This is a genomic window from Bradyrhizobium sp., assembly GCF_030697065.1.
Lineage (GTDB): Bacteria > Pseudomonadota > Alphaproteobacteria > Rhizobiales > Xanthobacteraceae > Bradyrhizobium.
The window spans coordinates 1-10,849 of sequence record NZ_JAUYQU010000213.1 but is presented as its reverse complement, the minus strand read 5'-3'; the positions used below and the strand labels follow the sequence as shown (position 1 = coordinate 10,849).

12 protein-coding genes and 1 tRNA gene are annotated in these 10,849 nt (G+C 64.4%); 4 read left to right on the top strand and 9 right to left on the bottom strand.

Features of this window, described 5'->3' with window-relative positions; all coding sequences use genetic code 11:
- Positions 1-786, bottom strand: a 786-nt coding sequence (locus tag Q8R73_RS17065) for a folate-binding protein YgfZ (RefSeq protein WP_305720723.1), incomplete at its 3' end; no start/stop codon positions are given.
- A gap of 120 nt (positions 787-906) precedes the next feature.
- Between Q8R73_RS17065 and Q8R73_RS17060 the strand changes: the two genes are divergently transcribed.
- Positions 907-2,241, top strand: coding sequence for a dihydroorotase (locus Q8R73_RS17060; protein ID WP_305720722.1), 1,335 nt, complete (start codon positions 907-909; stop codon positions 2,239-2,241).
- Between the two features lie 115 nt (positions 2,242-2,356).
- Here the strand turns inward: Q8R73_RS17060 and Q8R73_RS17055 are convergent, their stop codons facing one another.
- From Q8R73_RS17055 to Q8R73_RS17040, 4 genes are all read right to left on the bottom strand, one after another.
- Positions 2,357-2,623, bottom strand: coding sequence for a hypothetical protein (locus Q8R73_RS17055; RefSeq protein ID WP_305720721.1), 267 nt, complete (start codon positions 2,621-2,623; stop codon positions 2,357-2,359).
- Between the two features lie 195 nt (positions 2,624-2,818).
- A complete protein-coding gene (locus Q8R73_RS17050) occupies positions 2,819-3,208 on the bottom strand; it encodes a TIGR02301 family protein (protein WP_305720720.1) in 390 nt (129 codons plus the stop codon).
- Positions 3,209-3,287: 79 nt separating this feature from the next.
- Positions 3,288-3,713: an NUDIX hydrolase gene (locus tag Q8R73_RS17045; RefSeq protein WP_305720719.1), complete on the bottom strand. Its 426-nt coding sequence runs from the start codon at positions 3,711-3,713 to the stop codon at positions 3,288-3,290.
- Positions 3,714-3,717: 4 nt separating this feature from the next.
- Positions 3,718-4,230, bottom strand: coding sequence for a hypothetical protein (locus Q8R73_RS17040; RefSeq protein WP_371126116.1), 513 nt, complete (start codon positions 4,228-4,230; stop codon positions 3,718-3,720).
- A gap of 62 nt (positions 4,231-4,292) precedes the next feature.
- Between Q8R73_RS17040 and Q8R73_RS17035 the strand changes: the two genes are divergently transcribed.
- Entirely contained in the window at positions 4,293-5,057 is a 765-nt protein-coding gene (locus Q8R73_RS17035) for an SOS response-associated peptidase (protein ID WP_305720718.1), read from the top strand.
- Between the two features lie 88 nt (positions 5,058-5,145).
- Here the strand turns inward: Q8R73_RS17035 and Q8R73_RS17030 are convergent, their stop codons facing one another.
- Genes Q8R73_RS17030 through Q8R73_RS17015 form a run of 4 tightly spaced genes read right to left on the bottom strand, consistent with a single transcriptional unit; the run spans position 5,146 to position 8,718 of the window.
- Positions 5,146-5,778: an aspartate/glutamate racemase family protein gene (locus tag Q8R73_RS17030; protein WP_305720717.1), complete on the bottom strand. Its 633-nt coding sequence runs from the start codon at positions 5,776-5,778 to the stop codon at positions 5,146-5,148.
- Between the two features lie 18 nt (positions 5,779-5,796).
- Positions 5,797-6,258 carry a GNAT family acetyltransferase gene (locus Q8R73_RS17025; RefSeq protein ID WP_305720716.1) on the bottom strand — a complete coding sequence of 154 codons (462 nt, stop codon included), beginning with the start codon at positions 6,256-6,258 and terminating at the stop codon, positions 5,797-5,799.
- A complete protein-coding gene (locus Q8R73_RS17020) occupies positions 6,255-7,685 on the bottom strand; it encodes an FAD-binding oxidoreductase (protein ID WP_305720715.1) in 1,431 nt (476 codons plus the stop codon). Before Q8R73_RS17020 ends, Q8R73_RS17025 begins: the two co-directional genes overlap by 4 nt.
- A 40-nt stretch (positions 7,686-7,725) precedes the next feature.
- Positions 7,726-8,718, bottom strand: a complete 993-nt coding sequence (locus Q8R73_RS17015; protein ID WP_305720724.1) for an L-threonylcarbamoyladenylate synthase — start codon at positions 8,716-8,718, stop codon at positions 7,726-7,728.
- A 68-nt stretch (positions 8,719-8,786) separates the two neighbouring features.
- On the opposite strand from Q8R73_RS17015, the gene Q8R73_RS17010 reads away from it, so the two are divergent.
- Both Q8R73_RS17010 and Q8R73_RS17005 read left to right on the top strand, forming a co-directional pair.
- Positions 8,787-8,863 (top strand) — tRNA-Pro (locus Q8R73_RS17010).
- 537 nt (positions 8,864-9,400) lie between these two features.
- The gene (locus Q8R73_RS17005) at positions 9,401-10,657 is read left to right on the top strand and encodes a HEPN/Toprim-associated domain-containing protein (RefSeq protein ID WP_305720714.1); all 1,257 of its coding nucleotides are present in this window, start codon (positions 9,401-9,403) and stop codon (positions 10,655-10,657) included.
- The last annotated feature ends 192 nt before the right edge of the window (positions 10,658-10,849 follow it).

The following is a 10,849-nucleotide window of genomic DNA, read 5'->3' as shown; positions in this document are numbered from 1 at the left end:
CGCATCGGCGGCGCGGTCGATCCGGATCAGCGCGAGACCTTTCTGGCCCGATGTCGACCCCATGGTGCCGATCGATTTGTCGCCGGCGAGAATCGCGGTGCCCGGTTCCGGTGAAAAATCCTCGAGAACGACGCGCACCGTCCGCGTTCGCGCGGTGCCGCGATGCTGCATCCGCGACACCACCTCCTGGCCGACATAGCAGCCCTTGTCGAAATCGACGCCGTGCAGGCGATCCATATTGGTTTCGTGCGGAAACGCGTCGCCATACATGAAGTCGAGCCCGCCGCGGGGCACGCCTGTGGCGATGCGATGCGCCTCATAGGCCGAACTGTCGACCAGTTCGGCGCCGATCAGGTCCGTCACTTTTGGCGCAAGCTCGCCGGGAACCAGTATTCGCCAGCCGAGTGCCGGCTGCCGCGGATCGGCAAAGGCCAGATCGGGTCGCACCACGGGCTCGCCATCCCACGCCGCCAGCACGCCGAGGCTGTCCGACAGGTCCTCGACGGTGACCTTGGCGCGCAGTCTGTAGACACCGAGCTTGGCGGCGAGGCCCTGCGCCAGCGCGCGCGGGCAGTCGATCAGGAAGCCGCCGCCATGGCCGGCGGGCGCTTCGGTGATGAGGAAATCCGCGATGATCTTGCCCTGCGGCGTCAGCAACGCCCCGAACCGGCCGATCCCGGGGCGCAGCAGCGTCGCGTCCGTGGTGACGAGGCCGTTGAGAAAGTGGCGCGCATCCTCGCCGCTGACCTTGACCACGCCCCGGTCGGGAAGAAAAGCTGCTTTCATGCGAAAATCTCTGAGAACATCTCTGGGAAACCGCGGTGCCGGATATCACACCCGAAAGTAAGCCGCTAAGGTGCCAGGAACAAGGCCCGCGCGACCTCCAGATGCGGGCATCGAGGAACGATGACCCAGCATTTTGATTCAATTCTAAGATCCGGCACCGTGGTCAATCAGGACGGCGAGGGCGTGCGCGACATCGGCCTCGTCGGCGGCCGTATCGCCGAGATCGGCGCGCTCGGCCAGGCCTCGGCCGCCGAGGTGATCGACTGCAAGGGCCTGCACATCCTGCCCGGCGTGATGGACACCCAGGTGCATTTTCGCGAACCGGGCCTCACCCACAAGGAAGACCTCGAAAGCGGTTCGCGCAGCGCGGTCATGGGCGGCGTCACCGCGGTGTTCGAAATGCCGAACACCGATCCGCTGACCGTCACGGAAACGACCTTCACCGCGAAGGTGAAGGCGGGCCGCCACCGCATGCACTGCGATTTCGCCTTCTTCATCGGCGGCACCCGCGACAATGTGCAGGATTTGCCGGAGCTGGAACGCGCGCCGGGCTGCGCCGGCGTGAAGGTGTTCATCGGCTCCTCCACCGGCGCGCTGCTGGTCGAGGACGACGAAAGCCTGCGCCGGATTTTCCAGGTGATCAGGCGTCGCGCCGCGTTTCATGCCGAGGACGAATACCGCCTCAACGACCGCAAGGGCCTGCGCATCGAGGGCGATCCGCGCTCGCATCCGGTGTGGCGCGACGAGACCGCGGCGCTGCTGGCGACCCGGCGCCTGGTCAGGCTCGCGCACGAGACCGGCAAGCGCATTCACGTGCTGCATATCTCCACCAAGGAGGAGATCGAGTTTTTGCGCGACCACAAGGACGTCGCGTCCTGCGAAGCGACGCCGCATCACCTGACGCTGGCGGCGCCCGAATGCTACGAGCGGCTCGGCACCCGTGCCCAGATGAATCCGCCGGTGCGCTCGGCCGATCACCGCACCGGGATCTGGCGCGGCATCGAGCAGGGCATCATCGACGTGCTCGGCTCCGATCACGCCCCGCATACACTGGAGGAAAAGGCAAAAACCTATCCGGCCTCGCCGTCAGGCATGACCGGGGTGCAGACGCTGGTGCCGTTGATGCTGGATCACGTCAATGCCGGGCGGTTGTCGCTTGCGCGCTTCGTCGATCTCACCAGCGCCGGCCCGGCGCGGCTGTTCAACATCGCCTGCAAGGGCCGCATCGCCGCCGGTTACGATGCGGATTTTACCATTGTCGATCTCAAGCGCAGCGAGACCATCACCGACGAGTGGACGGCCTCGCGCGCCGGCTGGACGCCGTATCACGGCGTCCGCGTCACCGGCTGGCCGGTCGGCACTTTTGTCAGGGGCCGCCGCGTGATGTGGCAGGGCGAACTGGTCGGGCCGTCGGGCGGCGAGCCGGTGCGGTTTCTGGAGACGCTGCGGGGGTGAGGCTGTTCGTCATTCCGGGGCGATGCGAAGCATCGAACCCGGAATCTCGGGATTCCGGGTCTGGTGCTAACGCACCATCCCGGAATGACAGAGTTTCAGATACAGGGTCGCGCCGCTACTGCTTCGCCAGCGAGATCGAAAACTCGCCGTTGCGCACACGGGTCGGCAGGCCCTCGACAAATTTCGCGACGGCGTCCTCGCCATAGGTTCCGACCAGTTCGGCGAACGCCGCGAACAGGCTGGCCTGCGCCAGGCAGTCGCCGTCGACGCCGTCGTGCCGCGCTTCCGCCCAGGCCTCGTTGAGATAGCCGAGCGCCGCCTGCTTCTGTTCGTGATCGGGCAGCGGGTCGCGGGCGGCGGTAAAGGACACTGGATGGCTCATGATGCTCTGGCGGACTGCGCGCGATCCAGGGCGGAACGCGTCTGATGCGCGAGATGTAGCATGGGCCGGCGGGCCGCCAAGGCCGGTTCTTTAAGAAAGGTTAACGGCCGTTTGCATTTCGTGTTGCACCGGGAACATCGGCGGAATCGGCGCGCAGAATCCCGCCATTCCGAAAGCGGTGGCCTTCCGGCAGCGCTAGTTGGCGTAGCGGGCGGTCAGGTCCCGCGAGATCTTCGAGCCTTCCGCGATGGAGCGGCGAATCGCGATCGAGGCGGCCGGCGTGCAGGTCCTGTAGGTCTGCTGGAAGCCGTTATAGCCGCGGTTGAAGCCTGCGATCATGCGGGCGCGCCGTTCGCCGGAGGGGGTTTCGGCATCGACCAGCGCCTGCATTTCGTTGCGCCATTTGAGCCCTTCATTGGTGCCGCAAATGCCCCTGAGATAGTGCAGGGCGCCGAGGATTTCGGCCAGCCGCTGCAACTCGCCGTCGAACGGCGCGGCCGCGTCCTGGGCCCGCGCGGGGCCGGCAAGGCACGCCGAGATCAGGATGACAGCGGCCAGAAAATGCTTGGAAGAAAGCTTGGACATGAAGGGTTCCGGGACCGCCGTGATATGCCTTTTCAATACGCTGGAAGCAAGGCATCGCGGACCCGCAGGCCATGCCCGGCTAGGCCTCGAGCACGCGTCGGGCCGCCGCGATGATCTCCGGCAGCCCGTCGGTGACCTTGAAATCGCCGAGGTTTTCGGGGGCCAGCCACCTGAAATCGTCGTGCTCGTCGTTCAGCATGGGCTCACCGGCGCTCCAGCGCGCCGCGAACGACATGATCACGTAATGGCCGCCGCCTGAAATTCCCGGCACCACCTCGCGCCATCCGGCGAGGCCGGCGATCCGGATTTTCAGCGCGGTTTCCTCATCGACCTCGCGATGCAGCGCGGTGTGCAACGTCTCGCCGAATTCGACCCGGCCGCCGGGCAGCGAATAGGAGCCTCTGGCCGGCGACCTTGCCCGCCGCACCAGCAGGACCTTGCCGTCGCGAAAAATCGCCGCCGAGACGGCCAGTTGGGGATGCGACGGATGCACCGCGGACGCCACGGGGTCAGTGAGTCATGATGTAGTCGACGTCGGCCTCGCGGTCGCCATTGATGATGCCGCCGGCCAGCATCACCAGCGGCTTGACCCAGCCGGTGGCCTGTTCGGCCAGGATGGCGCGGGTCTTGTCCTGCGAGACCTTTCGCATCGCATCGCTGACCGCCGACAGGATCGAGGTCATGGCGCTGGTGATATTGTCGAATTCGGCGCGGATCTTCGGATCGGCGGAATCATAGGCCGAGATCGCGAGGTCGCGTGCCCTGAAGTTGGAGGCCGTGAAGTGTTCGGCATAGGACAGCGGATGCCATTCGAGGAAATCCGCCGCGCATTCCGGCATGTCCGGGACCATCTCGAGCAGCATGATGGCTTCATTGAAGTGATTGAGATAGTCGGTGGCGAGCCCGGTGCGGGGGTTGATGTTGGCGGCGCGCAGCATCGCCGCCCGCGCGGCATCGCCGCCGCCGGCCGTGCCGGGCGCCGAACGGTCGGGATTTGCGGATGTGGCAGCCGTCGTCTTCATCCGGCGCAGTGTTAACGTTTGGAGTTAAAAGGACCTGAACGGATACCTATTTAGGCCACAGAATGTGCGGACGCTTCGTCATAACCTCGCCCCCGGCGGCCTTGCGGCAGATCTTCGGCTACCTCGAGCAGCCCAATTTCCCGCCAAGACACAATATTTCGCCGACCCAGCCCATCCCCGTCGTGATCGTCGAAAACGGCACCCGGCATTTCCGGCTGATGCGCTGGGGACTGCTGCCGGCCTGGGTCAAGGACCCCGGGAAATTCGCCTTGCTGATCAATGCGCGCTCGGAGACCGTGGCGGAAAAGCCGGCCTTCAGGAATGCGATCCGGCGGCGCCGCTGCCTGATTCCGGCCGACGGCTATTATGAGTGGCAGGGCTCGGCCAGGCCCAAGCGGCCGTTCTTCATCCATCGCCGCGACGGCCAGCCGATCGGCATGGCGGGGCTGGCGGAAACCTGGATTGGTCCGAACGGCGAGGAGCTCGATACCGTGGCGATCGTCACGGCGGCGGCCGGCGCCGATCTCGGCGTGCTGCACCACCGCGTCCCCGTGACCATCCACGCGAGCGATTTCGAGCGCTGGCTCGATTGCAGCGATGACAGCGCCGAGGGCGTGATGGCGCTGCTGACCGCACCGGAAGAAGGCGAGTTCGCCTGGCACGAGGTTTCGACCAGGGTCAACCGCGCCGCCAATGACGACGCGCAACTGATCCTGCCGATCTCAGCCGAGCAGCGGGCGGCAGAGGCGCCGCAGCCGGCGAAGAAGGCCCCGCGAAAAGTTGCGGCGGTGGCGCCGGAGGATGAGGGGCAGGGCAGCTTGTTTTGAAATCGATTCCACTCTCAGCCCGTGCCCTCTTCTTCTCCCCTCCCCACCACGCGCAAGGGCGCGTGGAGGGAGGGGAGCACATCACCCATCAAACGCCGAGCAACGCCTTTACCTTCATCACCGCGCTGTCGGGCGTCGTCAGCACCGGGCGGCCGGATGCCGCCGCGACCGGTTCCGCCGCCGGCGCCATGCTGTATTGCGCCAGCGCGATCAGGTCGCAGTCGCGCAGATCGCGCGAGGCTTCCACGACCAGCCGATCGTGTTCGGCGCGATCGCCGCGGTCCAGTGCCGCCAGCGCGCCTTCCGCCAGTTTCGGCACCACCTCGATGGCAGCGGGAAATTCCGGCGGCATCGACACCAGCGTCGGCGCGAAGGTCGAGAGCAGGCCGATGCGGCGGCCCCGTGCGGCGGCCTGCTCGATCATCGCCTGGTTCGGCTTCAGCACCGGCATCGGCGCCTGCGCGCGCGCCACCGCCTCGATACAGGGACCGAAGGCCGAGCAGGTGAACAGGATGGCGTCGGCGCCGGTCGAGGCCGCGTAGCGCCCGAGCGACAGGAAGCGTTCGGTCATCGCCTCGGTGAGCCGGCCGTCGCGCGCCAGATCCGCCGACAGGCTGTCGTCGAGCAGGTTCATCAGACGCGCGTCCGGCCACAGCCGGGCGAACGAGGCCTCGATCGGCTGAATCGAATGCTTCAGGGCGTGGATCAGGGCGATGCGCATGTGAGGGCCGACTTTCCGTTACGGCGTCAGTTCGCGGCCGTCGAGCCATTTGGCGTAGATGATGCGTTGCTGTTCGCCATAGCCGATCGACTGGTAAAACGCCTGAACCCCGGCGTTGTCGGGCCGCACCATCAGCTGCAGTTTCTCGATGCCGGCCAGGCGCAGCCAGTCCTCGGCCGCATCCATGATGGCCCGGCCATGGCCCTTGCCGCGATGCTCCGGATCGGTGGCGACGTAATAGACCCAGCCGCGATGGCCGTCATGTCCGACCATCGCGGTGGCGACGATGGCGTCGCCGTCACGGCCGACCAGCACCGTTGCATTCGCTCCCTTGCGCGCCAGCGCGATATCGGCGGCGGGATCGTTCCATGGCCGGGTCAGGCCGCAGCGCTGCCAGAGCGATATGACACCGGCGGTATCGGCGTCCCCGATCGGCGCGATGGCGCGTGCGGCAACCGGCTGTGCGGGCGGGGCGTTCATAGCACCTTGCCGGGATTCATGATGCCGAGCGGATCGAGCATCGCCTTGATGCCGCGCATCAGTTCGATCGCGACCTTGTCCTTGACCTCGGGCAGTTCGTCGCGCTTCAGCACGCCGATGCCGTGCTCGGCGGAGATCGAGCCGCCCATTCGCAGCACGATCTCGAACACCACGGCGTTGACCTCGTGCCAGCGGCCCATGAAATCGGCGGTGTCGCCGCCGACGGGCTGGCTGATATTGTAATGGATGTTGCCGTCGCCGAGATGGCCGAACGGCACCGGGCGCGAACCCGGGATCAGTTTCACCACGGCGGCGTTGGCCGCTTCGATGAAATCGGGCACCGCTGCGACCGGCACGGAGATATCGTGCTTGATCGAGCCGCCTTCCGGCTTCTGCGCCGCCGACATCTCGTCGCGCAGCTTCCAGAATGCCGCCCGCTGGGTCAGGTTCGCCGCGATCACCGCGTCGTCGACGATGCCTTCCTCAAGCCCGCGTCCCAGGATCGCTTCCAGTGTGCCCTGGGCGTCGTCGCGCGGCGACGACAGTTCCATCAGCACATACCAGGGAGAGCGGTTCGCCAGCGGATGGCGGATGTCGATGCCGTGACGCACGCTGAAATCGACCGCGATGTCGGCCAGCAATTCGAAGCTGGTGAGGGTGCCGGCGGCCTCGTTCTGCGAGATCGACAGCAGCTTCAGCGCCGCATCCGGCGATTGCAGGCCGACAAAGGCGGTTTCCACCGCGCGCGGCTTCGGAAACATTTTCAGGGTCGCCGCGGTGACGATGCCGAGCGTGCCCTCGGCGCCGATGAACAGGTTGCGCAGATCGTAGCCGGTGTTGTCCTTCTTCAGCTTCGACAGGCCGTTGAGGATGCGGCCGTCGGCCAGCACGACTTCGAGCCCGAGCGCCATCTCGCGCGCCACGCCATAGGCCAGCGCGGCGGTGCCGCCGGCATTGGTGGAGAGGTTGCCGCCGATGGTGCAGCTTCCCTCGGCGCCGAGCGACAGCGGGAACAGCCGGCCGGCCTCGGAGGCGCGCTGCTGCGCGACCTGCAGCACGACGCCGGCCTCGCAGGTCATGGTGTTGGAGGCGGTGTCGATATCGCGGATCCTGTCCATCCGCCGCATCGAGACCACGACTTCGCCATGATGCGGGGTCTGGCCGCCGACCAGCCCGGTATTGCCGCCCTGCGGCACCAGCGCGATCCGGTGTTCGGTGGCCAGCTTGCAGATCGCGGAGACTTCCGCCGTCGAGCCCGGCCGCAGCACCAGCGGCGAGCGACCGCGAAACAGGTCGCGCTCCTCGGTGACGTAGGGCGCGATATCGGCGGCATCGGTCACCGCGTATCTGTCGCCGACGATGGCGCGGAAGCGCGCGATCAGGTCGGCGGAGAGCGGCGGCGCGGCTGCAGGCTGGGCGATATTCATTTATGTCACTGTGCTCTTGTCGCTTGTACGTCTTGCGTGGCTAGTCCCGCCCCACCGCGGCGCGGCGCAGCCGGTCGTTGATGGCCTCGCCGAGTCCGTGATGCGGGATCGGCATGACGGCGATGGCGCGCGCGCCGGTCAGGTCGAGCGTGCGAAGATAGCCGAAAAGATTGGCTGCGGCTTCATCGACATTGCTCCGAGCCGACAGATTCATCACCGCGGCCGCGCCGTCAACGCCCGGCAGCACCGCGGGGCCGAACGCCAGCAGCGCCTCGCCGGGCCCGATCGCTTCGGCATCGAGCCTGACCGGCGTGCGCGGCGCGTAATGCGAGGCCAGCATGCCCGGCGCCAGCGGTTGCCCGTGGCCGGCATCGGGGTCATCCGGCGGCGCCGCCAGCGCGCAGCCGAGCACGCGTTCGATGCTTTCGCGCGCCAGGCCGCCGGGGCGCAGCAGCATCGGCCGATCGAAGCAGCCGACGATGGTGGATTCGACGCCGACCGCGACCGGGCCGCCGTCGACGATCAGGTCGATCCGCCCGGCAAGGTCGCCCTGCACATGGGCCGCCGTGGTCGGCGAAACATGCCCCGACAGGTTGGCCGAGGGCGCCACCACCGGCCCGCCGAAGGCGCGCAGGATGGCCAGCGCCGCCGGGTGGGCGGGCACCCGGATCGCGACGGTGTCGAGCCCGGCGGTGGCGAGGTCGGCCACCGTGCAATCCCCGGACTTCGGCACCACCAGCGTCAGCGGCCCCGGCCAGAACGCTTCGGCGAGCGCGGTGGCCCGGGCATCGAACCGGCCGATCCGCAAGGCGCCGGCGAGGTCCCCGACATGGGCGATCAGCGGATTGAAGGCGGGGCGGCCCTTGGCCTGGTACAGCCGGGCGATCGCGGCGGCGTTGGTGGCGTCGGCGCCGAGGCCATAAACCGTCTCGGTCGGGAACGCGACCAGCCCGCCCTGGGCCAGGCAGCGGGCGGCTTCCGCCACGGCAGCCTCGCCGGCGGGCCAAATCCGCGTTTTCAGGTCTGAATTCACCGGGATAGCGACCCTCAATTCGGCTTCTTGCGGTATGCGAAACCCAAGGCTATAAGCCGCGTTCTTGTCGGAGTGTGGCTCAGCCCGGTAGAGCACTGCGTTCGGGACGCAGGGGTCGCAGGTTCAAATCCTGCCACTCCGACCAAGGATTTCAAGTACTTACCGCCCTTCGGTTTTTTACGTCCCGCGTTATGTCCCGCACATTCAGTGGTGCGAGGGTTATTATGTTTCTGGTTCGTTCGGTCGACGTTCGGCTTGATGCTTTCATCGCTTCCTTAATCCCGGGCGCTAGAGCTCCAAAAACGCGCTGATTTGCAGCAATTGCCGGTTCAGCTTGATCTGGCGAGGACTGGCCGATGATTTGCGGCTTCTTTCTTACGTCCCGCGATATCTCCGCGCAACACGCAGGGTTCGCGGGTTAAATTGGCGTCGACGTCCTTGGTACGACCAATGGGTCAAAAAAAATCGCGACTATCCGCCCTGCGCTAGGCACCTTCGATTTCTTGGGGTCCTTAGCGAGGAAGCCCAACTAGGGTGTTTGCATTTGCTGTTGGTGTGGGTGCCAAGTTAGTCATCTGCGTTCACGCCTTGCGCGCTCTATCGTGGGAGTTCGCTCATTGACTGCATCCATGATCATAGACAGGTTTGGTGGGTGTAGCGCGGGTTTCCGTAAGGATCTGCTATGGGGTCGATGATCCAGCTTTCGGTCGGTAATCTGCAAGTTGATTGGGGGAAAAATCGCGGGTTCACGGACCATAGCGCCTTCTTCCAGACGTCAGATGTGACGCTTGTTCCGTACTACTATGTGGTCGAGGGCAGCGACTACATCGATGAAGTGGGTGAAACCCAGTGGAAGATCACCGTCGAATACAAAGAAGGACTCTCGAAGCCGCTTTGCGAGGTCAAGGATCGCATTGCGCTCCTTGGGCATACGATCGAACACTGCCGCCAGGAATTTATGTATTTGGCGAACCTAAATAACTTTGACAGCGAACGATTTGAGTTCGAATCGCTGAAAGTAGCTCTTGCGACCGTCGATGTCAGTTCAATAGCGCTGCCGATTTCAGAAGGCGATGAAGATTTTGGGGAGTTTTTCAGGGAACAGGTATTTCCGAAACTCGGAATGAAGTTGCCCGACGGCGACACTCGGCACGTTCTATTCAGTGCGGCTGAGGGCATGGAGAATCTGAGCAGTCACTCGGTTCTTCGCCTGCTGGCCGAAAATCCCACTGCCGCGACGTTGCCTGTCATTTGGGCTTACAAGGATCTCGAGGACGGAGGATGGGCGTCGCGCGACGAATTTGTCCATCGCTTGGAGCCATCAGAACGATTTCTAATTGTCACCGAAGGCAGTTCAGATGCAGCAATTTTAAAGCACGCCCTCAAAATCCTGAAGCCTCATATCGCTGATTTTTTTGACTTCATCGATATGGAGGAAGGCTATCCGTTCTCAGGCACGGGCAACCTGTACAAATTCATTCAAGGCCTGATCAGCATCTCAATCCAAAACAACGTCATTGTGCTTTTCGATAACGACGCGGAGGGGATTTTCAGTTTCAATCGATGCAGTCAGCTAAATGTACCCGCCAACATGAGGGTCCTTAAGTTGCCCGATCTTGCTGAGTTCCGTTTCTTTCCAACTGTGGGACCCGGTGGTCAACACAGGCTTGATATTAACGGACAGGCAGCCGCGCTCGAATGTTATCTTCAGCTGGATGACAATGCGTGCATTAGGTGGAGCAGCTTCAACTCGAATCTCAGCACTTATCAAGGCGCCTTAATCAACAAGGACCGCTATAAGGATTGCTTTCTAGGCCAGCGATCTCGTGTCGCGGACTACGACTATAAGAAGATCGAGGCTGTGCTCGACATGATCTTTGACGCTTGCGTTTCTCTGAAAGAGTTTTCGCGGACCGAAGAACTTGGGCGGATGCCTTAGCGAGCTTCCTTGCTGCCGAGATCACAAAATCTCAAGATCTGCACTGACATTAGTGAACTCGCCAAGCGACTAGAACTCGCAAGCCTGACCGCATATGGAACCAACCAACGGCCACATTCCTGTCCCCACTCCCCAGACTAGCATCCGGCTACGAGCAGAGCACACTGATCTTCCCCCGGAAAAGTAGACAGG

Excerpts from the sequence above, each read along its gene's own strand:
- Q8R73_RS17005 (WP_305720714.1), top strand. The coding sequence starts at position 9,401 with ATGGGGTCGATGATCCAGCTTTCGGTCGGTAATCTGCAAGTTGATTGG.
- Q8R73_RS17055 (WP_305720721.1), bottom strand. The coding sequence starts at position 2,623 with ATGAGCCATCCAGTGTCCTTTACCGCCGCCCGCGACCCGCTGCCCGAT.
- Q8R73_RS17030 (WP_305720717.1), bottom strand. The coding sequence starts at position 5,778 with ATGCGCATCGCCCTGATCCACGCCCTGAAGCATTCGATTCAGCCGATC.
- Q8R73_RS17025 (WP_305720716.1), bottom strand. The coding sequence starts at position 6,258 with ATGAACGCCCCGCCCGCACAGCCGGTTGCCGCACGCGCCATCGCGCCG.
- Q8R73_RS17050 (WP_305720720.1), bottom strand. The coding sequence starts at position 3,208 with ATGTCCAAGCTTTCTTCCAAGCATTTTCTGGCCGCTGTCATCCTGATC.
- Q8R73_RS17040 (WP_371126116.1), bottom strand. The coding sequence starts at position 4,230 with ATGAAGACGACGGCTGCCACATCCGCAAATCCCGACCGTTCGGCGCCC.
- Q8R73_RS17035 (WP_305720718.1), top strand. The coding sequence starts at position 4,293 with ATGTGCGGACGCTTCGTCATAACCTCGCCCCCGGCGGCCTTGCGGCAG.
- Q8R73_RS17060 (WP_305720722.1), top strand. The coding sequence starts at position 907 with ATGACCCAGCATTTTGATTCAATTCTAAGATCCGGCACCGTGGTCAAT.
- Q8R73_RS17020 (WP_305720715.1), bottom strand. The coding sequence starts at position 7,685 with ATGAATATCGCCCAGCCTGCAGCCGCGCCGCCGCTCTCCGCCGACCTG.